General features: G+C 45.2%; 20 protein-coding genes and 2 pseudogenes. 16 read left to right on the top strand and 6 right to left on the bottom strand.

Annotated features, from left to right (window positions below; genetic code table 11):
* Positions 1 to 40 precede the first annotated feature (40 nt).
* From JEU20_RS02995 to JEU20_RS02985, 3 genes are read left to right on the top strand one after another with little or no spacing between them, the layout of a single operon-like run.
* Positions 41 to 1,456 carry a cbb3-type cytochrome c oxidase subunit I gene (locus JEU20_RS02995; RefSeq protein WP_245395201.1) on the top strand — a complete coding sequence of 472 codons (1,416 nt, stop codon included), beginning with the start codon at positions 41 to 43 and terminating at the stop codon, positions 1,454 to 1,456.
* A 13-nt stretch (positions 1,457 to 1,469) separates the two neighbouring features.
* Entirely contained in the window at positions 1,470 to 1,805 is a 336-nt protein-coding gene (locus JEU20_RS02990; protein WP_198243600.1) for a DUF3301 domain-containing protein, read from the top strand.
* A gap of 3 nt (positions 1,806 to 1,808) precedes the next feature.
* Positions 1,809 to 2,159, top strand: coding sequence for a DUF2956 domain-containing protein (locus tag JEU20_RS02985; RefSeq protein WP_198243599.1), 351 nt, complete (start codon positions 1,809 to 1,811; stop codon positions 2,157 to 2,159).
* Positions 2,160 to 2,178: 19 nt separating this feature from the next.
* Here the strand turns inward: JEU20_RS02985 and JEU20_RS02980 are convergent, their stop codons facing one another.
* Positions 2,179 to 2,577 (bottom strand): VOC family protein, encoded by a 399-nt coding sequence (locus JEU20_RS02980; protein WP_198243598.1) that lies wholly within the window; start codon positions 2,575 to 2,577, stop codon positions 2,179 to 2,181.
* A 45-nt stretch (positions 2,578 to 2,622) separates the two neighbouring features.
* Entirely contained in the window at positions 2,623 to 3,399 is a 777-nt protein-coding gene (locus JEU20_RS02975) for a hydroxypyruvate isomerase family protein (RefSeq protein ID WP_198243597.1), read from the bottom strand.
* A 121-nt stretch (positions 3,400 to 3,520) separates the two neighbouring features.
* Between JEU20_RS02975 and JEU20_RS02970 the strand changes: the two are divergent.
* Positions 3,521 to 5,075, top strand: a pseudogene (locus JEU20_RS02970) (IS3 family transposase).
* Here the strand turns inward: JEU20_RS02970 and JEU20_RS02965 are convergent.
* Positions 5,072 to 5,767 carry an IS5 family transposase gene (locus tag JEU20_RS02965; RefSeq protein WP_198243596.1) on the bottom strand — a complete coding sequence of 232 codons (696 nt, stop codon included), beginning with the start codon at positions 5,765 to 5,767 and terminating at the stop codon, positions 5,072 to 5,074. The pseudogene JEU20_RS02970 and the gene JEU20_RS02965 sit on opposite strands and share 4 nt — an antisense overlap.
* Positions 5,768 to 5,789: 22 nt before the next feature.
* Here JEU20_RS02965 and JEU20_RS14745 point away from each other — a divergent pair, with 22 nt between their 5' ends.
* Positions 5,790 to 5,924, top strand: coding sequence for a SlyX family protein (locus tag JEU20_RS14745; RefSeq protein WP_214657280.1), 135 nt, complete (start codon positions 5,790 to 5,792; stop codon positions 5,922 to 5,924).
* 447 nt (positions 5,925 to 6,371) lie between these two features.
* Positions 6,372 to 6,755 (top strand): hypothetical protein, encoded by a 384-nt coding sequence (locus JEU20_RS02960; protein ID WP_198243595.1) that lies wholly within the window; start codon positions 6,372 to 6,374, stop codon positions 6,753 to 6,755.
* Between the two features lie 120 nt (positions 6,756 to 6,875).
* Here JEU20_RS02960 and ppdK read toward each other — a convergent pair whose 3' ends face one another.
* Together ppdK and JEU20_RS02950 are read right to left on the bottom strand one after the other, a co-directional pair.
* Complete coding sequence (ppdK, locus tag JEU20_RS02955; protein ID WP_198243594.1) at positions 6,876 to 9,620, bottom strand: pyruvate, phosphate dikinase; 2,745 nt, start codon at positions 9,618 to 9,620, stop codon at positions 6,876 to 6,878.
* A 14-nt stretch (positions 9,621 to 9,634) separates the two neighbouring features.
* Positions 9,635 to 10,369: an elongation factor-1 alpha gene (locus tag JEU20_RS02950; protein ID WP_198243593.1), complete on the bottom strand. Its 735-nt coding sequence runs from the start codon at positions 10,367 to 10,369 to the stop codon at positions 9,635 to 9,637.
* 342 nt (positions 10,370 to 10,711) lie between these two features.
* On the opposite strand from JEU20_RS02950, the gene JEU20_RS02945 reads away from it, so the two are divergent.
* From JEU20_RS02945 to JEU20_RS02915, 7 genes are all read left to right on the top strand, one after another.
* Complete coding sequence (locus tag JEU20_RS02945) at positions 10,712 to 12,325, top strand: MFS transporter (protein ID WP_198243592.1); 1,614 nt, start codon at positions 10,712 to 10,714, stop codon at positions 12,323 to 12,325.
* A 164-nt stretch (positions 12,326 to 12,489) separates the two neighbouring features.
* Positions 12,490 to 16,248 (top strand): nitrate reductase subunit alpha, encoded by a 3,759-nt coding sequence (locus JEU20_RS02940; protein ID WP_198243591.1) that lies wholly within the window; start codon positions 12,490 to 12,492, stop codon positions 16,246 to 16,248.
* Positions 16,249 to 16,259: 11 nt separating this feature from the next.
* Positions 16,260 to 17,831, top strand: a complete 1,572-nt coding sequence (gene narH / locus JEU20_RS02935) for a nitrate reductase subunit beta (protein ID WP_198243590.1) — start codon at positions 16,260 to 16,262, stop codon at positions 17,829 to 17,831.
* Entirely contained in the window at positions 17,828 to 18,355 is a 528-nt protein-coding gene (gene narJ, locus JEU20_RS02930; RefSeq protein ID WP_198243589.1) for a nitrate reductase molybdenum cofactor assembly chaperone, read from the top strand. The genes narH and narJ overlap by 4 nt, the downstream gene beginning before the upstream one ends.
* Positions 18,356 to 18,363: 8 nt before the next feature.
* Entirely contained in the window at positions 18,364 to 19,059 is a 696-nt protein-coding gene (gene narI, locus JEU20_RS02925) for a respiratory nitrate reductase subunit gamma (RefSeq protein WP_198243588.1), read from the top strand.
* 51 nt (positions 19,060 to 19,110) lie between these two features.
* Complete coding sequence (locus tag JEU20_RS02920; RefSeq protein WP_198243587.1) at positions 19,111 to 19,638, top strand: hemerythrin domain-containing protein; 528 nt, start codon at positions 19,111 to 19,113, stop codon at positions 19,636 to 19,638.
* 104 nt (positions 19,639 to 19,742) lie between these two features.
* A complete protein-coding gene (locus JEU20_RS02915; RefSeq protein ID WP_245395080.1) occupies positions 19,743 to 20,804 on the top strand; it encodes an MFS transporter in 1,062 nt (353 codons plus the stop codon).
* Here JEU20_RS02915 and JEU20_RS02910 read toward each other — a convergent pair.
* Positions 20,801 to 21,915: pseudogene (locus JEU20_RS02910) on the bottom strand (ISAs1 family transposase). The gene JEU20_RS02915 and the pseudogene JEU20_RS02910 overlap by 4 nt on opposite strands.
* A gap of 75 nt (positions 21,916 to 21,990) precedes the next feature.
* Between JEU20_RS02910 and JEU20_RS02905 the strand changes: the two are divergent.
* From JEU20_RS02905 to JEU20_RS02895, 3 genes are all read left to right on the top strand, one after another.
* Positions 21,991 to 22,137, top strand: a complete 147-nt coding sequence (locus JEU20_RS02905) for a hypothetical protein (protein ID WP_198243586.1) — start codon at positions 21,991 to 21,993, stop codon at positions 22,135 to 22,137.
* A 63-nt stretch (positions 22,138 to 22,200) separates the two neighbouring features.
* On the top strand, positions 22,201 to 22,815 hold the full coding sequence (locus JEU20_RS02900) for a MotA/TolQ/ExbB proton channel family protein (RefSeq protein ID WP_198243585.1): 615 nt from the start codon (positions 22,201 to 22,203) through the stop codon (positions 22,813 to 22,815).
* Entirely contained in the window at positions 22,815 to 23,252 is a 438-nt protein-coding gene (locus JEU20_RS02895) for an ExbD/TolR family protein (protein WP_198243584.1), read from the top strand. The genes JEU20_RS02900 and JEU20_RS02895 overlap by 1 nt, the downstream gene beginning before the upstream one ends.
* Positions 23,253 to 23,258: the final 6 nt, after the last annotated feature.

Here is a 23,258-nt window from a genome sequence, read left to right as displayed (position 1 = left end):
AATCAACTCAAGCGTTACCCTGGCAACTCGCCCATTTTCAATGGATAAATTGAATGGTGGTCAAAAGCTGGCGATACATTATTTTACGGTTGCCATGATTCTGTTTATTGCACAACTTCTGTTCGGCCTGCTCGCCGGTATGCAATACCTGATGCCGGATTTTTTGTACAACACGCTGGATTTCAATGTCAACCGTATGGTGCATATCAATGCCATGATCGTGTGGATGTTATATGGTTTTATCGGTTCGATTTACTGGTTTCTGGAAGATGAAAGTGGTGTTGAAATCGTTGGCCTTAAATTGGGCAAGATCGCCTTCTGGGTGTTGACGGTTGCCGTCACAATTGTGGTGCTGGTGTATTTACTGGTGCAAACCGGTAGTGGTACAGAGCGTAGTATCTGGTTGATCAACGAAGGCCGGGAATATATTGAAGCGCCTCGTTGGGCGGATATTGGCATCGTAGCGGTGATGCTGGTGTTTTTTTACAATGTCGCGGCCACCTTTTCCAAAGGCAAATGGTCAGGGATAGCCGGTGTTTTGACGTTGGATTTAATTGCGCTGGCGGGATTGTATATAGCTGGTATGTTTTATACGACGAATATCAGTGTTGATCAATATTGGTGGTGGTGGGTAATTCATCTGTGGGTTGAAGCGACCTGGGAAGTGCTGGTGGGCTGTATTATGGCTTGGAGTCTGATGACCCTGCTGGGTGTGCGCCGGAAAATCGTCCAAACCTGGTTGTATATTGAGGTCGCGCTGATGTTTGGTTCAGGCATTTTGGGTTTGGGACATCACTATTTTTGGATTGGTACGCCAGAATATTGGTTGACCATCGGGGGGTTCTTTTCCGCCTTAGAGCCGATTCCATTAGTGGCGATGGTGGTACATTCCATATACGATTCGGGTGTGCATCATTTTAAAACCCGGAATCATCCCGCATTTGCTTGGATTATCGCGCATGCCTTTGGCAATTTCTTTGGTGCGGGTGTCTGGGGATTTATGCATACCTTGCCACAAATCAATTTGTATACACACGGCACGCAATGGTCGGCCTCTCATGGGCATTTGGCTTTTTTCGGTGCCTATGCGACGATCAATATTGCCTTCTTCTACTTGGCGGTGCAAAAAATGCGCGATGATTGTTGGATGGGTGGCAATATGCCGGATAATGGCTGGAAATGGAAAGCCGCAATGGTGTTATTAAACTTAGGTGTGGTGGGGATGACCGTCGCCTTGCTGATTGCAGGCTATGAACAATCCTTTATCGAACGCGCGGTGGAAGGATCGAGCTGGGGCGGTTATTTTGCCGCCCAGAGCCATCCATGGTTTATTCAAGCCATGACCTGGCGCATGGTGTTTGGTGTGATGACCTTTATCGGTGGTATTTTGCTATTTTGGGATTTGCTCACCATCGGTAAAACCGAGCCGCGTACGGCTGAGGTTGCCAGTCAGTGATTTATCGTTTTGCATGACTGAAATTTTCGCGATTGCTGCTATTCTCGTGGCAGGCCAGTTCTGGTGGTCTGCCATGAGAGCACGCGAATTGGCGCTCAATGCAGTGATGCGCTATTGCAGAAAAATGCAGCTCGCCTTGCTCGATGATTGTGTGGCGTTGACAGCGACCTGGTTTAAGCGTGATCAACGCGGAAAATGGCAGCTCTGGCGCAGCTACAACTTTGAGTTTACCGTCACAGGCTATGAACGCTATCAAGGCCAGATAACCTTACTGGGGCAAAAAATCGAACGTATTATCACAGAACCGTATCGAATGATGGATGAAACGGATTCAAACACGCTACACTAGACTATGAAAAAACACATCAACACGACGACATCATCGCCACAAACCCAGGAGCAAGCCCTGAAAATAGCGCGGGCAACGCAAAGACCGGGCCAAACCAAAGAACAAACCAAACTGATTGCTCAAGGCATTCAGAAAGGTATTGAACAGTATAAAAAACAACAAAAAGCCAAAGCGCGGGAACTCGATAAAAATCTGAAGAAAGTTCGTCGACAACTGCAGCAGGCAGACCTGACAGGGCAGGAAACATCAGAAGAGCGGCCAGCAGACATTGTGGTTAAACAAAGTAAACTGGCCTGGGTTTTATTGATCTTGAGCTGGCTGTGTTTTGCCGCTTATCTGTTTTTTATCGCTTAAATTAAGAATTGTACCGACTTTAAGCATTTGCCATATTGGCAATTTCGACATCGGCAATAATTTCAATCGCATTACCATCAGGATCTCTGCAAAACAAAGCTTGTCGTCCTGAAATACTCAAGGTGTAAGGGATACCAGCATCATCGAGCCTCTGTTTTACGGGTGTAATATCGGCAACAGTCACCGCAACATGACGATCACGACCACCATGGGGAGGACGACCAGTTTTAGGGTCGGGGCTGGGTAATTCCAATAAATGAATCTGACAATCGCCGACTTTCAACCAGGCACCAGGAAAGGCCAGTTTAGGACGATTAGTTTGCTCCATACCTAAAATATCGACATAAAAGTTTAACGATTCTTGCGTATTGGAAACCAGCATACTGGCGTGATGAAGTCTGTATTCGATTTTTGTCATAAAGTGTAAGGTATTTAGTCCGGGTAAGCGCCATTATAACCTGATTTAACGAAAGTGCTGCCAACGCTGTAATGATTGCAAGGTATCATTTGTTGGCCGATATTCCGCTCCGATCCAGCCACGATAAGCGGACCGTTCAATCAATCCGAACAGGTGCTCAAAATCAACCTGTCCGCTACCCGGCTCGCCCCGGCCAGGACAATCGGCAAATTGAATATGGCCGATTTTATCCAGATGCTGTGCTAAAAAACCGGCGCAGTCTTCGCCCATTTTCTGCATGTGATAAATATCATATTGCATCGCCAGGCCAGAGTGATTTAATTGCGCTAGAATATCGACCATCGCCTGGCCGGAAGCGATCAGAAACCCCGGCATGTCTTGGGTGTTGACAGCTTCGAATACGGTCGTTATGCCTAAGTGACTAAAACGCTCGGTGGCGTAGAGCAGGTTTTCTTTGAATGTCGCAACATAGTCGGCCTTCCGGGTAGCATCAAAACAGCAGCCAGGCAAGATATTGATAGCCTTAGGTTGTAATGCCTCGGCATAGCGTAGTGTTTGCTCAACGGCTTGGCGAAACTGGGCTTTCTTTTCGGGAATAGCCGCCAAGCCTTCGCCGCCTTGCAACAAGGTGTCGGCATCGATGTTAAATAACACCAGTTTAAGTCGATGTTGCGCTAATTGTTGTTTGATCTGTTCAATCGATAGACTGTACGGGAACTGGATTTCAACTGCGTCAAATCCAGCCGAACGCGCCGCTTCAAAGCGTTCGATCAGCGGTTTTTCGGTAAACAATAAACTAAGATTTAAGGAGAATTGCAGCATCAATCATCCTCAAATAAGCTGATTAGGGTAGACGGATCCTGTTCTGAGAAGCCTCGGCTAGCATGTAACCCCCTATGTCAACATACCTGTCGCCTAGGAAATTTTAAATCAGGAGACAAAAATGAGCGTATTTAGCCAAGAATTTAAAGTACAATCAGTAGAAAAAGCATTATCCAGAAGACCAGAACAATCGCTAAAGCAAATTGCAGTTACTTTAGGTGTGGGTTACTCCACACTTCAAAAATGGATTCGGTTAGCTAAGAAAAATCAACTCGAAAAAACAGAGTCAAACATGTCAAAAGAAAAAAGCCCTCAAGATTGGAATACAGTAGAACGTTTTGAAGCCATTGTTCATTGTCATCATCTCACCGATGATCAGGCTAGCGCCTATTGTCGTGAACAAGGCATCTACTTACATCATCTAAATACCTGGAAAGCGGAATTTTTGTCAGAATCTAAATCAACAGAATCCGTATATAAACAGGCGCAAACAAAACTCAAACAAGAAAACAAGCGTTTGCATAAGGAGCTAAACCGCAAAGAGAAAGCGTTATCAGAAACAGCGGCTTTACTGGTGTTATCAAAAAGTGCCAAGCGATCTGGGGGAAAAGGCGGCCGATTAATCGCCTACTCAGATCGCCAACACTACAGCGCACTCATTGATGAAGCCGTTGACAATGGAGCGCGGCAGAAATTAGCCTGTGAACTGGTGGGTATATCAGCTCGAACCTATCAGCGTTGGAACCGGGGAGAAGGACTCTCAGAAGACCTACGACTGCACAATACAGCGCCTGTGCACAATCAATTATCCGAGGCCATCAAGCAAGAAATCATCACCGTGATTAATAAACCGGAATACAGCGCTTTAACGCCGCATCAAATCGTTCCGAGGTTATTGGATTTGGGCTGCTATCTCGCATCAGAATCAACCTTTATCGTGTCATGAAAGCCCACAACCAGCTTAAGCACAGAGCTAAAGGAGCCGCAGGTCAGCATAATAAACCGCAGTCACTCAAAGCCACACAGGCCAATCAAATCTACTCGTGGATATTACGTATTTATTAAGCCCCGTCAAAGGGCAGTATTTTTACCTCTACATGGTGATGGACATCTATAGTCGGAAAATCGTAGGCTGGCAAGTTCATGATGCCGAATCAAGCGCACACGCTGCTGATTTGATCGAAGATATCGCTCGCCGGGAAAACATCGACAAAAAGCAATTGGTGATACATTCTGACAACGGCAGTCCGATGAAAGGCGCAACATTAAGGGCCAAATTGGTCGATTTAGACATTGCCACGTCGTTCAGCAGACCTCGTGTCAGTAATGATAATCCTTATTCAGAATCGTTATTTAAAACAGTCAAATATCATCATACCTTTCCAGAAAACCCTTTTAAAACATTAAGCGAAGCCAGGAACTGGGTTGAAGCTTTCGTTTGTTGGTTCAACAATGAACATCAACACAGTGCGCTCAAGTTTGTAACACCCAACCAACGCCATAACGGCTTAGACAGCGCCGTACTCGAAAAAAGAAAACGAGTCATCGAGCAAGCAAAAAGAGACAATCCAGAGCGATGGAATGGACGACAAACACGAAATTTAACGCCCATTGGCCATGTTTATCTTAATCCGGATAAGGAAAATTTCAACACAACAGAATGTCAAGCAGCTTAATAAAATTCATTTCGTAAATTATTGCAAAAAATGCGACAGGTTGGTTGACATTTAGCGTTACGAATCGCCTGATGACACTGGATCGTATCATAAGCGCCATCCGCCGCCACACTGGCAACTTGGTCGTGTTCATCCAGCTGCTCTAATAAATCCGGCAAGACTTCGGAATCACCAACAAAATTAGCCGTCATCTCAACTGCCACGACTTCCTGCGTTTGTGCATCAACCATGATATGGAGTTTACGCCAGGTTCTGCGCTTGCTGGCACCATGTTTGCGAACTTTCCACTCGCCTTCACCGTAGACTTTTAAGCCGGTCGAATCGACGACTAAGTGTCTTGGCGTTCGACTGCTTGAACGAGGCAGCCGAACCTCCAGAGTTTGCTGGCGGCGACTTAATGTACTGTAATGAGGAATCTGGATAGACAGCTTTAATAACTGGACTAACGACAACAAACATCCCTGTGTCGCTCTCAACGGCAGCTTAAAGAGTTCTCTCAGGGTCAATGCGCATTGAATAGCAGTATCAGAATACGTCATCGGGCTTCCTCTATAGCCTGTCTTTTCAGGCTGATGCCATTGCTTGATCATGGATTCTTCGAACCATAGCGTTAATGAACCTCGATTGATCAAGGCTTGATTGTAATTCGACCAATTCTTTAGTTTGTAGCGTTGTTTCTTTTTCTTGTCCATGCCCTATAATATGGGGATCCTTATGATTTATGCAACAAAGCCATTGCAAATTGGCAAATTGGAAGAAACCTGTAAATTATTAAACAGCAAGATTGAATCGCTGCCAAAATCGCCGTTATTAGATACACAAGCAGAACCGCCACCACCACATTACTGATTAGCTGATGTTACGCGGTAACTCTTCCCTCATTCTTACACTCCTGCGTAGGAACCCATAATATAGACACAGAGATCACAGAGCGCACAGAGTTATCGTTTGTATTGTTTAATGCTCTTGAGTGGTCTGGATCCATGATGTTATCAATGACTCTGTTGAAATACCTGTTAAATTTCATCCTTGCTGCACGGTTTCATTCTCTGTGTTCTCTGTGTTCTCTGTGGTCTCTGTGTCGATAAGAGAGAGACCAGAGATGGCTTTTTCTTTCTCGGTGGGTGAACGGAGGATCATGGGAATGAAATTAAAGAGCCGCCGCGTAACATCAGTGATTAACATCCCTTTATTATAAAAGGTGAAACAGCTCATGGTTTTATGATTTAGCCTTAAAAAAATAATGAGTTATATGATATTTATAAAGCCTGGTGTAAATTATTTTGGAGTAGGGCTGTGGCTGTGGTAATCAATGGTAAATGTTATACCGAGCAAGATATTATCAAGGAAAAAGAAGAATATATCCGGCTGGAATCGGTAGATCTTTGTTTCGCTTTATCTGAGTTGATATTTGATAAATCGCCTTTAGTGCGTTGTGCAGTTGCGCGTAAAAAAGTCGGACATGAGCATTTAGTGCATGATGACAACTGGAAAGTACGGGCGACGGTTGCGATGTATTGCGAAGAGCATTTGTTGGATAAATTAAAAGAAGACCCGTCTGACTTCGTGCGTTTTGTTGTGGTGAAGCGAGGCTATGATTTAACACATTTCATTGATGATGAGGATGATGAAATTGCGTCAATAGTACGCTATCAGCTGCAAAATTCCGTTATAGCGTAGTAAGTATTAAAACTGATGTTATGCGGAAAAGTCGGCATATTTTACAACCTCATGTTCTGTGTCCTTGTCTCTTTATGGATAAAAGCCACCTAGAGGATTCGCTTCCAGGTGGCTTTTTAGTTATGCCGTGTAATCGTTTTCCAACAATTTCGCATGTGCAGCCGCCAAACGGGCGACTGGAATTCTGGGTGCTGAACACGAAACATAATCCAGTTTGATGTGGTGACAGAAGCGAATGGATTCCGGGTGTCCGCCTTGCTCGCCACAAATTCCTATTCGAATATCTGGCCGGGTCTGGCGTGCTAGTTTTGCTGTCATTTTCATCAGTTGGCCAACGCCTTTGACGTCCAGAATTTCGAAAGGGTTATCCTGTAATATGCCTTGTTCATTATAAAGTGGCAAAAACTTGTTTTCCGCATCTTCGCGTGAAAATGAGAATGTGGCTTGCGTCAGGTCGTTGGTGCCAAAAGAAAAGAATTGACAATGTTGTGCTAAATCTCCAGAACGAGTACAAGCACGCACGGTTTCAATCATAGAGCCAAATTTAAAATTCACGTCAATATGATGGTGATCTTCGACTTCTTGTTTAACCTGTTCGACGATTTCCGTAACCTTTTTTAATTCCTGGGAGGTAATGACCTGTGGCACCATGATTTCCGGCTCTACCGGTATGCGTTGTTTCTGACACAAGGCTGCCGCATCAAGAATTGAACGGATTTGCATTTTATAAATTTCAGGGTAGCTCATGCCTAGTCGGACCCCTCGATGTCCCAGCATCGGGTTGACTTCAATCAGCTCACGTACTTTTTTCAGCATTCGCTCTTTTTTATTGATTGCCTCATTGATGACATCTTCAGTAATTTGATTGAATGGTGTAGGCAATTCAGCGTCATAAGCCAGTGTTTCTAGCGTGACTTTTTGGCCTTCGAATATCGTAGCGTAGTGTTTTAGTGCATCAATTTCTTCTAATAACTGTTGTTCATTGGGCAGAAATTCATGCATGGGAGGGTCTAATAGGCGAACCGTTACCGGGTATGGTGACATGGCTTCAAATAATTGCTTGAAGTCATCACGTTGAATCGGGAATAATTTGGCCAGTGCGAGTTCGCGTTGTGCCAAGGTGTCCGCGATAATCATGTCGACCACCAGCGGTAAACGCTCTTTAGCATTAAACATGCGTTCAGTTCGACATAGGCCGATACCTTTTGCGCCATACTCAGCGGCCAGACGCGCGCCTTCAGGCGTATCGGCGTTGGCATGAACTTTAATTTCTGCAATATCATCGGCCCAGCCCAGCAAGGTGCGTAAGTCATTTGAAAAGACCGGATCAATGGTTGGAATAGCACCGAGATAAATATTACCGGAGCTGCCGTCGATAGTGATGATATCACCTTCACGAATATGAACATCACCGACAATGGCCAGCCGTGCTTTAACATCCACCTTAATTGCTTCGGCTCCGGCGACACAGGCTTTGCCCATGCCTCTGGCGACGACGGCGGCATGCGAGGTTTTGCCGCCCCGACTGGTTAAAATGCCACGTGATGCAAAAAAACCATGAATATCTTCAGGTTTAGTCTCTTCTCTGACCAGAATAATGTCTTCACCGGCCTGATTTAGGCGAACGGCGGTTTCAGCATCAAAAACACATTTACCGCTGGCTGCACCCGGAGAGGCGGGAAGTCCTTGGGCCAGGGGCGGCACACCGTGGTTGGGTGAAAGTTGCGGATGTAATAATTGTTCCAGTAATTCAGGGTCTATTCGAAGCAGCGCCTGCTCTTTAGTGATTAAACTTTCATTGACCATATCGATCGAGGTTTTGACCATGGCTGCTGCATTCATCTTGCCATTACGGGTTTGCAGGCAATAAAGCACACCACGCTCGATCGTGTACTCGAAATCTTGAACTTCTTTGTAATGACTTTCCAATTTTTGACGTAATTCTTGCAATTGGCGATACATTTCCGGCATTTCATCGCGCATTTCCTGCACAGGCTTTGGTGTGCGAATACCGGCGACAACATCTTCGCCTTGTGCATTGACTAGATATTCACCATATAATTCGTTTTCTCCTGTTGCTGGGTTACGTGTGAACCCTACGCCTGTCGCACAGTCGTTGCCCATATTGCCAAACACCATGGTCACGATATTGACCGCTGTTCCATTCGCCATATCGGGTGTGATATGGAATTGTTTGCGATAATCAACAGCGCGTTTACCCATCCAGGATTTAAAAACAGCTTGTATCGATAACTGAAGTTGTTCGTACACATCTTCCGGGAAAGGTTTTCCGGTCTCATCCAAAATCACTTGCAGAAACAACTCGCTGATGTCATGCAGATGATCGGCCGACAGCGTGACATCGAGATTGATGCCGGCTTTACGTTTCACCGCCTCGAAATGGCTATCGAATTTTTCATCGTCAATCTCCAGTACGACTTTACCGAATAATTGGATAAAACGGCGATAGGCATCGTAGGCAAAACGCGGATCGTTTGTCAGTTCGATCAGGCCGTTCAGGGTTTGCTTGTTAAGTCCCAGGTTGAGGATGGTATCCATCATGCCCGGCATGGAAATCGCCGAACCTGAGCGAACAGAAACCAGTAAGGGGTCGGTTAACCCACCAAATTGTTTACCGGTTTGTTGTTCAATGCGCTGGATATAGGCACGCACTTCATCCATCAAACCCTCAGGCAGCGCATCCTGTTCCAGGTAATGGCGGCAACACTCGGTTGTAATCACAAATCCAGGTGGTACATTCAAACCCAGTTGGGTCATTTCGCACAGGTTAGCGCCTTTTCCACCCAGTAGGGCTTTGTTTTTTCCATCGCCTTCGTCAAAGGCATAGCAATATTTAGTATTCATGATAACTCGGTAGGTTAGCGTTCAGAATCAGATTTTAAAAACCACATTTGATAAAGGCTGGTAAATAACATATAGGTCGAGGCCAAAGTATAGCCAAATCCCCCAATAATCGTGACCCAGGCAAAACCAGGCCAAATTTTTGTCAGCCACCAGGAGATGACGTCTAAAATAAGAAAGGCGAATGGGGTAATTAACAATAAACCTTTAATGATTTCGGGAATACCGACAGCCCTGACAAAAATCAATCCCATCAACATAAAAATAAATGAAATTCCAAATAAATGAATATGCGAGACACGGGTCAATGCTGTAAATGAGACACCTTGGTCGGGTTGGGCTTGTTTTTGAATGTTTTCAAGCTTGGTGAAATCCGGTAATGCCGATTGGGCGTTATGACACATGACACAATACCGCTCAAAATAGGGTTTTATTTTGTCGTTCCATTCACTTTCCGGGGCGCCTTTTCTGGCCCATTTAATGATTTCTAAACGAACAGGTGCGGGTGCGTTATTTTTCATTGAGCCATTTAATTTCGCTTCCAGAGTGGTTCCTTTCCGGTTGCCATGGTAGCTGTACACAATATCATCGACAGATAAGCCTAGTTTGCCATCGGCCATGCCATGGGTGAGCAAGATTTGTGCGCCAGCCATCAGTAGACCAAGGCCAATGGTTAATAGATAGCCGGTATAGAGTAATTTTTCAGATAAAGGAAGATCAGGTAATGCCGTTTTGAAAATTTTAGATGTCATATCAGGGTAAATAATAAGGTTGATGGCTGTGGATGCCGAAATGTCATGGCGGCGAAACGATAAGGGCTGAATAAAGTTATTCAGTAAAAGCAATCTCTTATCATTAAATACCTAGGAAAAGAGTCTGTATTTACAATGCTTTATCTCCTGAATTTGATGAGGTTTAGTTTGAAAAGGCTTATTATATAGGCTAATTATTTCATATGAAACGGAGAATAAATCGCCCAGTTATACCTCATAAATCTGAATGCTATACGTTTGTACATGAACATAATCAAATTTTTAAGGTAAAGCCAACTTTACCCATAAAATACACTGTAATGGATAGAGTGAGACAAAAAAATGACAGAAATACATAAATGGGAAGTAGAAGACGAAGATTTCTGGGAAGAGGAAGGGAAATATATAGCCAAGCAGAATTTATGGATATCGATTCCCAGTTTGCTGTGTGGTTTTGCTATCTGGCTGTATTGGGGCATTATTACCGTTCAAATGTTGAATTTGGGTTTTCCCTATGAAAAGTCCGAGTTGTTTACGCTGATGGCCATCGCCGGTTTGACTGGTGCGACCTTGCGGATTCCCAGCAGTTTTTTTATTCGACTTTGTGGTGGTCGCAACACCATATTTTTCACTACCACCTTGTTGATTATTCCGGCTTTGGGAACCGGCATTGCCTTGCAGGATAAAGACACGCCCTTTTGGGTTTTTCAGGTGTTAGCGTTGTTATCCGGGATCGGTGGCGGTAATTTTGCTTCATCAATGTCTAATATCAGTTTTTTCTTTCCTAAAAAAGTCCAGGGGCTGGCTTTAGGATTAAATGCCGGCTTGGGTAATTTTGGTGTTACCACCATGCAGGTGTTGATTCCCCTGGTAATGACTGTCGGGATTTTCGGTGCTTTGGGCGGCGATCCAATGATTTTGCAAGCACCGTCGGGTACATTAGTGGGTAAAATCCCTGCGGGAACACCAACCTATATACAAAATGCCGGTTTTATCTGGCTGGTGTTTTTGATTCCATTGGCATTTTTCACCTGGTTCGGTATGCATAATATCCGCACCGAGCAGGTATCCCCCAAATATATTCACCCGATCACCAGCTTTGGCTTGATGAGCGGAATGTTGTTGATCGGTTTTATCGCCGCCATTTTTGGTTTGTGGCTGATTTTGCCGGCCAGTGTCAATGGTTCAGGTTTTCATGTGCCGAAAGAAATCGCACTGGTGATTGTGATTGCCTTGACGGTTTCGTTATTGAAAATCCTGCCGGGACAAATTGGGGAAAGTCTGGGACGGCAATATCAGATTTTCGACAATAAGCATACCTGGGTCATGAGTACCATTTACACCATGACGTTTGGTTCGTTTATTGGTTATGCCGCCTGTTTCCCGTTGGCAATCAAGGTGATTTTTGGCTATCAACATATTATGGTCGATGGGGTAATGACTCATGATACGATTAATCAGAACGGGCCGAGCGCTTTGATGTACGCCTGGATGGGACCATTTATTGGTGCCTTGATTCGGCCGGTAGGTGGCTGGATAGCCGATAAGTTTGGTGGTGCTTGGGTGACGCATATTTGTTCATTTGTTATGGTCATCAGTGCGGCTGGGGTGGCGTATTATATGAAAGCGGCGTACAGTTCCAGCACACCTGAAGATTATTTTGTGCCGTTCTTTTTATTGTTTTTGCTGTTGTTCACGGCGACGGGCATTGGCAATGGCTCAACTTTCAGAACTATCGCCATGGTCTTTCCTAAAGAGCAGGTTGGTCCTGTGTTAGGCTGGACATCTGCCGTTGCTGCCTATGGTGCATTTTATATCCCTAAAGTCTTGGGTGAGCAGATCAAGGCAACGACACCTGAAGTGGCGTTGATGGGGTTTGCGGCATTTTATGTCATTTGTATCATGATCAATTGGTGGTTTTATTTGCGAAAAGACGGCGAGTTTTACAATCCGTGATTTCTCTTCAGGCATGATTTTTGCCTAAATCAGCGATAGTAGGGTGCTGTTGCTGATGGCACTGTTTTTTACACAATAAAGTTATATTTTCTGCACCATTTCGGTTTTTCGTGCCGAAATGGTGCAAGGATAATCCGTTCACGCTCTTTCCAGGAGACGACACGATGAGTCATTTTTTAGACCGTCTGAATTTTTTCAAGAAAGTTAAAAGTCATTTTTCCAATGGTCATGGTGCTGTCACCAACGAAGACCGCCAATGGGAAGATGCTTATCGTAATCGCTGGCGTTTCGATAAAGTGGTGCGATCGACCCATGGGGTTAATTGTACCGGCAGTTGTTCATGGAATATCCATGTCAAAAATGGCTTGGTCGCTTTTGAAATGCAAGCAACCGACTATCCGCGCACACGCCCGGATATGCCAAATCATGAACCCCGTGGTTGTCCGCGGGGGGCCAGTTTTTCCTGGTACTTATATAGTCCATTACGGGTCAAGCACCCATTGATTAGGGAACGATTGGTTGAAATGTATCGCGCTGAACGTGAGTCGGGTAAAGATCCGGTTGAAGCCTGGGCGGCAATCCAGGAAGATGCGGCCAAGCGACAGCGTTATACCGCCGTCCGGGGATTGGGCGGTTTTGTGCGGGTCGATTGGGAGGAGGTGACAGAAATTATTGCCGCCGCCAATGTTTACACGATTAAAAAACATGGCCCGGATCGTATCGCCGGATTTTCACCGATTCCAGCCATGTCAATGATCAGCTATGCAGCGGGAAGTCGGTATTTGTCGTTAATTGGCGGCGCCTGTTTGTCATTTTATGACTGGTATTGTGATTTACCACCGGCATCACCACAAACCTGGGGTGAACAGACCGACGTTCCAGAAGCGGCGGATTGGTATAATTCCACTTATTTGATCGTCGCCGGTGCCAACTTGCCAATGACCCGAACGCCCGATGCGCATTTTTATTCGGAAGTGCGCTACAAAGGCGCTAAAGTGGTTGTGGTATCGCCGGATTATGCCGAAAACGTCAAATTTGCTGATTTATGGATGCCGGCTAAACAAGGCACCGATGCAGCGCTGTTTTTGGCGATGGGGCATGTGGCGCTGAAAGAATTCTACATTGAAAAGCAAGATCCTTATTTTGAAGAATATGCCAGGGCTTATACCGATTTGCCATTATTAGTCATGCTGGATGAGAGTCCTGACGGTGCAGTACCCGGACGCTTTGTCAGAGCCTCTGATTTCGATCAATCATTGCATGAAAGCAACAACCCTGAGTGGAAAACCGTGGTGATTGATGAAAACAGCAATGAAGTCATCGTCCCGAATGGCTCGATTGGTTTTCGCTGGGGAGAAGAGGGGCACTGGAACTTACAGCCCAAGAAACTGGGGGGGCAGGAATCCAAACCCCGATTGAGTCTGATTTTTGACAAGGACGATGTCGCCGAAGTGATTTTTCCGGATTTTCAATCGGGTCATGATCAGCCGATGAAACGGCGTGTTCCTGTGAAAAAACTGCAATTGAATGGCAAGGAAGTCCAAGTGGCGACGGTGTTTGATTTGCAAATGGCGCAATATGGTATTGATCGTGGCCTGGGAGGAGAGTGCGCTAAAGGCTATGATGATGCTGCGATTCCCAACACACCTGCCTGGGCGGAAAAAATTACTGGTGTCAAACAAGCCGATATCATTCGTACCGGCCGGGAATTTGCCGATAATGCCTCGAAAACCATGGGTAAATCAATGGTGATACTGGGGGCAGGCATCAATCACTGGTATCACAACGATATGAACTACCGCGCCATTATGAACTTGCTGCATATGTGTGGTTGTGTCGGGCAAAGTGGCGGTGGTTGGTCACATTATGTCGGCCAGGAAAAACTACGTCCGCAAGCCGGCTGGGCGCCGGTCGCCTTTGCCCTGGACTGGCAAAAACCGCCGCGGCATATGAATGGCACCTCGTTTTTCTATTTTCATACCGACCAATGGCGGTATGAAACGGTCGATGCCGAGGCATTATTGGCGTCTTCTGCGTCGGATACTTACAAAGGTTATAACCTGGCTGATTACAATGTGGTTTCCCAGCGTTTGGGCTGGCTGCCTTCCGCACCGCATTTCAATAAAAATCCAATCGAAATTGTCAAAGAGGCAGAAGCCGCCGGTGCGACCGATGAGAAAGGGGTAGCCGATTATCTGGTGGCCAAGCTGAAATCAGGTGATATTGCTTTTGCAGCCGAAGACATTGATGCGCCGGAAAATCACCCGCGTAATTTGTTCGTCTGGCGGGCTAATTTGATTGGTGCCAGTGCCAAAGGTCATGAATATTTCCTCAAGCATTTGCTTGGTGCGCAAAACGGCGTGATGCAAGATGTCTTGCCGGATGCACAAGGAAAAGAGATTAAATGGCATAAAGAGGCACCCATCGCCAAGCTGGATTTACTGGTTGATATCAACTTCCGGTTGAACTCTACCGGCGCCTATTCCGATATTGTGCTGCCGACAGCGACCTGGTATGAGAAAAATGATCTCAATACCACTGATATGCACCCTTTTATTCATCCATTGACACAGGCGGTAGATCCGGGTTGGGAGTCTAAATCTGACTGGCAGATTTTTAAAACCATTGCCAAACGTTTTTCCGAATTGGCGGAAAAACATCTGGGCAGCCAGAAAGATTTGGTGGCTTTGCCGATTTTGCATGATACTCCAGTCGAGTTAGCGCAACCTTTGGGTGTTCAGGACTGGAAAAAAGGTGAATGTGAGCCGGTTCCAGGTAAAACCTTGCCGGTGCTTAAAGTCGTCAAGCGTGATTTTGCCGATACCTACAAAAAATTTACGGCACTGGGGCCATTATTGAAAGAACAGGGCAATAACATTAAAGGCATCGATTGGAATACCGAAAAGGAATACGAACATTTAAAAGAGATTTGCTACACCATTCAGGAAGAGGGTATCAGCCAAGGGATGCCATCCCTGGAAGATGATATCAATGTTTGTGAAACCATTTTAGCGTTGGCGCCAGAAACCAATGGTGAGGTCGCGGTTAAATCCTGGAAGGCATTGAGCCAAAAAACCGGCATTGATCACACTCATTTGGCCTTGCCACGCGAGGATGACAAAATCACCTTCCGTGATATCAAGGCACAACCGCGCAAGATTATCACCGCGCCGACCTGGAGTGGTATTGAATCGGAAAAAGTCAGCTACAATGCCGGCTATACCAATATCCACGAACGTATTCCGTTCCGTACCTTGACGGGCAGGGCGCAGTTCTATCAGGATCATCAATGGATGCGTGATTTTGGTGAAGGTTTCTGTACTTATCGTCCGGCAGTCGATATGAAAAGTACCGAAGAGATGAAACGGAAACTGGATGGCAAACCACATTTGCGGCTGAACTGGATTACACCGCACGGTAAATGGGGCATTCACAGTACCTATCACGATAACCTTAGAATGCTAACCTTGTCGCGTGGAGGCCCGCATATCTGGGTGTCTGAAAACGATGCGAACAGTATCGGTCTGGAAGATAATGATTGGGTGGAAGTATTGAATATCAATGGCGCGGCTATGGTACGGGTCATCGTCAGTCAACGGGTGCCCGATGGCATGGCCTTGATGTATCACGCCCAGGAGAAAAACGTCAATGCACCGGGTTCAGAAACGACCGGTAAACGCGGAGGCATTCATAACAGTGTTACCCGGGTCACGGTGAAACCGACTCATATGATTGGCGGGTATGCGCAGCTTAGTTATGGCTTCAATTATTATGGAACAGTCGGTTCGCAGCGGGATGAGTATGTGTTGGTGCATAAAATCGACAATCCTGGCTGGTTGGAGAAACCGTTGACGGCTGAACGTGAACACGCATTAAACCCTGAAGGCGTTCCTCAGGCAGCTTACAGTATTGAACAGGATTAAAGGAAAATACCATGAAAGTAAGAGCTAATTTTTCGCTGGTTTTCAATCTTGACAAGTGTATTGGATGCCACACCTGTTCAGTCACTTGTAAGAATGTCTGGACCAATCGTAAAGGCGTCGAATATGCCTGGTTTAATAATGTTGAGAGTAAACCGGGTATTGGTTATCCCAAAAACTGGGAAGATCAGGAGCAGTGGAACGGTGGCTGGGAATTGGTTGATGGTCAGTTGCAGTTAAAATCGGGCAATCGTCGTACCATTCTGAAGAATATTTTTCAGAATCCCAATATGCCGACTATTGATGATTATTATGAACCATTCACTTACGATTATGCGCATTTGCAAAATGCACCATTGTCGGAAGCGACGCCCACCGCACAACCTCGGTCGCTGATTGATGGTCGACGTATGGAAAAAATCGAATGGGGACCTAACTGGGAAGATGACCTGGGTGGGCCATTCAAGCACCGGGGCGAAGACCAAAATTTCCGGAATATGGAAAAACAAGTCTTTGCTGAATTTGAACAGTCGTTTTTGATGTATTTGCCGCGCATGTGTAACCATTGCGCCAACCCTTCCTGTGTGGCCGCTTGTCCATCTGGTTCCTTATACAAACGGGAAGAAGATGGCATTGTATTGGTCGATCAGGACAAGTGCCGCAGTTGGCGGATGTGTATCAGTGCCTGTCCGTACAAAAAAATGTTTTATAACTGGGAATCGGGCAAGGCAGAAAAATGTACCGGTTGTTATCCACGGGTGGAATCAGGATTGCCAACAGTTTGTTCGGAATCTTGTGTTGGCCGGATTCGCTATAACGGTGTGATGTTGTATGATGCTGACCGCATTTCTGAACTGGCTTCGGTTGAGAATGAGCAGGATTTGTATCAAGCACAACTGGATCTGTTCCTTGATCCAAATGACCCGGAAGTGATCGCCCAGGCCAAGGCGGATGGTATCCCGGATTCCTGGCTGGAAGCGGCGCAACGATCACCGATTTACAAGCTGATCAAAGACTGGAAGGTAGCCTTTCCACTGCATCCTGAATTTCGCACCTTACCGATGGTCTGGTATGTGCCACCACTGTCGCCAGTACAATCACAAATCGATCAAGGTAACCTGGAAACTTCACCGGATGGCGCCATTCCGAAAGTTGAAGACTTACGCATGCCAATCAAATACCTGGCCAATATGTTTACCGCTGGTAAGGAAGAACCGGTGGTGCTGGCATTGAAACGGATGATTGCCATGCGTAGTTTCTATCGTTCCTTGAATGTCGAAAATAAAACCGACTTGGCTGTGTTGGAAGAAGTGGGCTTGAGTGAACAGCAAGTGCGGGAAATGTATCGCTATATGGCGATCGCTAATTATGAAGACCGTTTTGTTATCCCCACCAGTCATGAAGAACTGCGCCAGGAAGACTTCCATAGCTTTCAGGGGCAAAATGGCTTTACCTTTGGTAACGATGGTTGCAGTATCAGCCCAGAGGCATCGCTGTTCCCGGATCGGCGCAAGAAGACTGAAGATATTTTGCAGTTTGTTCGCTATCATCCGGCAGCTAAACGTTCTGACGGAGAAAAGGTATGATTACGGTCTACAAATTGTTATCGGTACTCTTGGAGTATCCGGACAAATCATTGGTCGATCACTGGGATGAAGTCAAACAATTGCTGGCAGACCCTCAAATGATTACATTGGAAGATAAAAAGGTCTTGACGGAGTTTATTGACTGGACTTCCGGTTTGTCGTTGACTCAATTTCAGGCGGCCTATGTCGATACCTTTGATTTAAACAGCAAGCATTCTCTGTATCTAACCTTTCATTTATTCGATGAACAGGACAGGGACAGAGGGCCTGCGTTGATTGAGTTGTCTGAGTTATACAAAAAAACCGGATTTGAAATTGCCGATGGTGAATTACCGGATTATCTGCCATTGATTCTGGAATATGTTGCCACCATGGACGATGAACAGAGCGCGCGGCAATTTCTGCAACAAACCACGCAGGCGATCGACATTATCGCCACCAACCTGGAAGAAGCGAAGAGTCCGTATGCGCCTTTGCTTCGTTTGATTGAACGACATGGCCATTTGGCCACTATTGCGGCATAGGTATCATTATGAATATAGAAAATACCCTTTTTGGCGTATATCCTTACGTTGCACTCACGACCTTTTTGCTTGGCAGCCTGATTCGCTTTGACCGGGAACAATACACCTGGAAAGCCGATTCCAGTCAACTGTTTGAAAAAGAACAACTCAGAAAAGGCAGCATTCTGTTTCATATCGGCATTCTGGCCTTGTTTTTTGGTCATTTTGCAGGGCTTGTGACGCCGCATACTGTCTTTTTAGGATTGGGCATTTCCGATATGGCGCATCAGATCATTGCCATCTCATTAGGCGCGGTTTTTGGTTTGTTATGTATGATGGGAGGTGTCATTCTGTGGCGTAGGCGCATGTTTAATCCTCGAGTCCGGGCTAACAGCCGTTTTATGGATATTTTTATTCTGGACTGGATATTAGTTACCCTAGCTGTGGGTTTGATAACGATTGTTTTTTCCATCATGCATGTTATTGATGGTGATGCATCGACTATGGTGGCATTAGCTGATTGGGTACAAAGCATATTGACTTTAAATCCAGACTATCATTTATTGGATAATGTCGGTTTTATTTATAAGTTGCACTTATTTTTAGGCATGAGCGTGTTTTTTCTGTTTCCGTTCAGTCGTCTGGTGCATGTCTGGAGCGCACCGTTGGGATACATGTTCAGGCCTTATCAACTGGTCAGAACAAAATTTGTAAAATCCCGTTAATCTATTCGGGAATGCGAGTGACTTTGCGCATTCCCGCCAACCTTACACACTATGAAAATTCAATTCAATGATCCGGCAACGGATTTTTCCAATGCTCTGTTTGTCATCAAAGCCTATCATGAAGACTTTCTAAAACGGGGCGAGGCCTTGTTGCGACTGGTGGATAAAATTAGTACGCAAGGTGTTGATGAAGACCTGGCTTATCAATGTATGTCGGCATATTGGCATTACAATATTGCCAATCATCTGCACCACCGGGATGAAGAAGAGGGCGTGTTTCCCATGATGCTCGGACAATCGGCATTGACCGATGGCATGATCGAGCGATTGCTTCTGGATCATGCGGAAATCGAGAAATCTTGGGCCAATCTTGCCGAATATTTATCGCAACCTGATAAAATTAACAATACGGATTATTTAAGACATTTAGCCGAAGAATTTGAACGCTTGCAAAGAGCGCATATCAATCGTGAAGATGAAGATTTTGCGCCCAGGGTTAAAGCGCTGCTGACAGCGTCGCAATTACAACAGCTTGGTGATAAGTTACACCATCTCAGACATAAAAAATCACCCGCCTGAACAAATATACCCAATAGGATAAAGTACAATGGGCATTTTGGTTTGAGGGATAACCATGCCTGAAAGTTGTGTAAAGCGACAAGATAGCTTGGGGTGGCGCCTAAATGATGCAAGATAAAAGTGCTGCTAACCAGGTGCCATATTGGCGCTTGTCGGGTTTTTACTTTTTCTATTTTGCAACGCTCGGTGCTTTTTTACCCTATTGGAGTCTGTATCTGGAAAATCAGGGTTTTTCCGCTCTGCAAATTGGCGAATTATCGGCGTTGATGGTAGCAACCAAGATTATTGCCCCTAATTTATGGGGGATTATCGCCGATTACACGGGCAAAAGTCTGCGCATTATCCGGCTGGCTTCTTTTTTTGCAACGCTGTTTTTCGCAGGCTTTCTATATTTCTCCGGCTATTTGTGGTTTGCCGTGCTCACGGTCATTTTCAGTTTTTTTTGGAATGCTGCCTTGCCCCAGTTTGAGGCGGTCACCTTGTTTCATCTGCGGCAGGACCCACATCGATACAGCCAGATTCGACTGTGGGGTTCGGTGGGGTTTATTTTGACTGTTTTGGGCATTGGCGGCTTTGTCGAGTATTATCCCATTGCATTATTACCACAGATTATCATTTTGTTATTGGGGTTTATCTGGCTGAGTGCATTGATAACGCCTGAGGCGAAGATAGCGACAAGCTCACACGATAATATCGGTATTTGGGGTATCTTGCTGCGGCCTGAAATCATCGCTTTTATTCTGGTGTATATGATCCTGCAATTGGCGCATGGGCCTTATTACGTCTTTTTTTCCATTTTTCTGGCTAAACTGGGCTATTCCGGGACTGTCATCGGGTTGTTATGGGCATTAGGTGTTTGTGCTGAGATTGTTTTATTTTTAGTGATCAAGCCCATTTTAAGGTGGATTTCTCTGCGCACATTATTATTAATCAGTATTTTTTTAAGTATCGTGCGCTGGCTCTTGATTGCGCATTATGCCGATCAAATTGTTATTTTAGCAATTGCCCAGTGTTTGCATGCGGCGACTTTCGGTTCTTCACATGTCGCGGCCATTCACTTGGTGCATCAGTATTTTGGCGATCAGCACCAAGGTAAAGGGCAAGCGTTATATAGCAGTATGAGCTTCGGGCTTGGCGGCATGTTAGGTCAGGGCAATCGGGTTTAAATTACACCAAGAATCTTGAGTAAATAATCATTATCCCACCCTGCCATCATTCGCTTGGTTTTTACACCGACTTTGGCCGTTTCCTCGGCTTTTATTAAATTTAAGGCCATGTGTCGAATGACAGCTAAGTTTGAAGCACTATATCCTTTGCGGGTTCGGTTGCTATCCTCATCAAAAGCAAGATCAAGAACCCAATGCAAGTTATTTTCAATCGCCCAATGAGCGCGAACAGCATGCTCTAACTTGTTTGGATCGTTTGCGCTTAAACTGCTTATAAAATAGCGTGTTTCCTCGGTTATTTTTTCATCCACTTCTCTTGTGGCTGTGACGGCAATAATACTTTTTAATCCTGACCAGGAATGCTCCTTTTTAACCATTCAATCTCATCCGTGACACGAACAGAACGCGTTTCAATTCGCCCATGCTCACCATTGACGGTTTTTGTGGCAATTTCTGGCGATAAAGCGGATGTAAAATAGGCCTTTACATCCTCATGTAAGGTGCCATGATTTCCTTTTAAACTCAAAACATAGTCACCGCCTTGGTCGATAATCTGTTTGGCTATTTTCTTTTGGCACCCCATTGCATCAATTGTAATCAAAGCGCCTGCAATATCCAAACGCGACAGAAGTTTGGGTATGGCCGTAATTTCATTGGATTTATCATCCACTTTCGCCTGACCTAAAACCAAACTGTTTTTCCGCGACCAGGCGCTCACCATATAGATGGCTGACTTATTTGAGGCTTTATCAATACTGCGCCTTAAGCATTTGCCATCCATTGCAATAATATCTTCTTCAACCAAGTCCGCTAGATCGGCCACCCAGTTTGAGAAGCATTGACTAAATTGTTCCGTATCTATGGCGGCAAAAACAGCACCCAACGTATCATGTGAAGGGATTCCATTTTCTAAACCAAGCTGTTCAGTGAACCAGCTTTCTTTAGCCTTTCCAAATTTTTCAATGGCCACCCAGTTATCGGCTCCACAAATAGTCGCACACAAGGTGATGAAAAATATATCAGTGAGTTGATGCTTCTTTCGCCGATCTACTCTTGGATCAGCAATCGTTGAAAAATGGTGGATAATTGAGGCCGTTGGGGTAACTGTCATTTATAATCAAAATGATAAAACCAATACCTTATCTAAATTATAATTTCAACCCTTTTTTAAACCCGATTGCCCTGCATGTTAGGTAGTCTGTTCAGTGGTTATTTTTGGGATGAAATGGGTGCTACTTTTGTTTATTCCATGGCGGCGGGCGTTTGTTGTGTGGCTTTTTTAATCGCTTTCATCTGGATTGGTAAAACGGATAAGGTATCCTGTGAAGTATAGGATGTGCATTTTACCTCAATCGGCTAAAATGAACGTTTTACTTTTAGTGAAGGGAAACGATACGTGTTTGAACTGATCAAGAATGGTGGCTGGATGATGATTCCAATCATCCTGTGTTCAATTGGCGCGATGGGCATCATCGCCGAAAGGTTTTGGTCTTTACAGCGAAAAAAAATCTTGCCGCCCGAGTTGGTGCCACATATCTGGAAATTGTATCGGGCCCAAAAACTGGATGAAGCGGCCATTCGCCGAATTAAGCTCAGCTCGCCTTTAGGCGCGATTTTGGCGGCGGGACTGGCCAATAGTCAACATGGCCGGGATGTCATGAAATCCAGTATCGAAGAAGCAGGGCACCAAGTGGTGCATGAATTGGAAACCTATCTTAATGCATTAGGCACAATCGCCTCTATATCTCCACTTTTAGGTTTGTTAGGTACCGTAATCGGCATGATCAAGGTGTTTTCGGCTATTATGCTCCATGGTGTGGGTGATCCGGGTATTTTGGCTGGGGGTATTTCTGAAGCCTTGATTACAACGGCTGCCGGGTTGACTGTTGCTATCCCTAGTCTGGTTTTTTATCGCTATTTTGAACGCTTGGTCGATGAATATGTGGTCAGAATGGAAGAAGAATCATTGCGCTTGATTGATATCATGCACGGTGACAGAGAGGAGGTTTGATGGATTTTCGTCGCCGATCTAAACCTCCCTTAGAAATTTCGATGACGCCAATGATCGATGTGGTTTTTTTGTTGCTGATTTTTTTTATGGTCACGACCACATTTAACCGGCAAACCGAGCTGACAGTCAATTTACCCGAAGCGCAAGGGCAAGAGGCAAAAGAAAAGCAAAAAACTATTACCCTGATGATTAATGCCGATGGCGATTATTTTATTTCTGATGCCGAAGGTAAGTTTCATCAATTGATTAATCGAAAGATATCGACATTAAAGCGTGCATTGGTTCAAATGGCGGGCAGTAATCGAAAAATTCCGGTGATTATTAACGCCGATGGTAAAACACCGCATCAGGCCGTTATTAGCGCATTAGATGTTGCCGGTCGATTGGGATTTAAAAAAGTAGTTTTTGCAACCCGGAATGCGGTACCGAAACAATGAAGACAA

Origin of the sequence: methane-oxidizing endosymbiont of Gigantopelta aegis (assembly GCF_016097405.1) — a bacterium.
Classification (GTDB): domain Bacteria; phylum Pseudomonadota; class Gammaproteobacteria; order Methylococcales; family Methylomonadaceae; genus Methylomarinum.
Note: the sequence above shows the minus strand (reverse complement) of the source record. Positions and strands in the feature narration are given on the sequence as shown.

Excerpts from the sequence above, each read along its gene's own strand:
- narH (WP_198243590.1), top strand. The coding sequence starts at position 16,260 with ATGAAAGTAAGAGCTAATTTTTCGCTGGTTTTCAATCTTGACAAGTGT.
- JEU20_RS02975 (WP_198243597.1), bottom strand. The coding sequence starts at position 3,399 with ATGCTGCAATTCTCCTTAAATCTTAGTTTATTGTTTACCGAAAAACCG.
- JEU20_RS02895 (WP_198243584.1), top strand. The coding sequence starts at position 22,815 with ATGGATTTTCGTCGCCGATCTAAACCTCCCTTAGAAATTTCGATGACG.
- JEU20_RS02980 (WP_198243598.1), bottom strand. The coding sequence starts at position 2,577 with ATGACAAAAATCGAATACAGACTTCATCACGCCAGTATGCTGGTTTCC.
- JEU20_RS02995 (WP_245395201.1), top strand. The coding sequence starts at position 41 with ATGGATAAATTGAATGGTGGTCAAAAGCTGGCGATACATTATTTTACG.
- JEU20_RS02915 (WP_245395080.1), top strand. The coding sequence starts at position 19,743 with ATGATGCAAGATAAAAGTGCTGCTAACCAGGTGCCATATTGGCGCTTG.
- ppdK (WP_198243594.1), bottom strand. The coding sequence starts at position 9,620 with ATGAATACTAAATATTGCTATGCCTTTGACGAAGGCGATGGAAAAAAC.
- JEU20_RS02950 (WP_198243593.1), bottom strand. The coding sequence starts at position 10,369 with ATGACATCTAAAATTTTCAAAACGGCATTACCTGATCTTCCTTTATCT.
- narI (WP_198243588.1), top strand. The coding sequence starts at position 18,364 with ATGAATATAGAAAATACCCTTTTTGGCGTATATCCTTACGTTGCACTC.
- narJ (WP_198243589.1), top strand. The coding sequence starts at position 17,828 with ATGATTACGGTCTACAAATTGTTATCGGTACTCTTGGAGTATCCGGAC.
- JEU20_RS02905 (WP_198243586.1), top strand. The coding sequence starts at position 21,991 with ATGTTAGGTAGTCTGTTCAGTGGTTATTTTTGGGATGAAATGGGTGCT.
- JEU20_RS02940 (WP_198243591.1), top strand. The coding sequence starts at position 12,490 with ATGAGTCATTTTTTAGACCGTCTGAATTTTTTCAAGAAAGTTAAAAGT.
- JEU20_RS14745 (WP_214657280.1), top strand. The coding sequence starts at position 5,790 with ATGATTTATGCAACAAAGCCATTGCAAATTGGCAAATTGGAAGAAACC.
- JEU20_RS02985 (WP_198243599.1), top strand. The coding sequence starts at position 1,809 with ATGAAAAAACACATCAACACGACGACATCATCGCCACAAACCCAGGAG.
- JEU20_RS02945 (WP_198243592.1), top strand. The coding sequence starts at position 10,712 with ATGACAGAAATACATAAATGGGAAGTAGAAGACGAAGATTTCTGGGAA.
- JEU20_RS02990 (WP_198243600.1), top strand. The coding sequence starts at position 1,470 with ATGACTGAAATTTTCGCGATTGCTGCTATTCTCGTGGCAGGCCAGTTC.
- JEU20_RS02920 (WP_198243587.1), top strand. The coding sequence starts at position 19,111 with ATGAAAATTCAATTCAATGATCCGGCAACGGATTTTTCCAATGCTCTG.
- JEU20_RS02965 (WP_198243596.1), bottom strand. The coding sequence starts at position 5,767 with ATGGACAAGAAAAAGAAACAACGCTACAAACTAAAGAATTGGTCGAAT.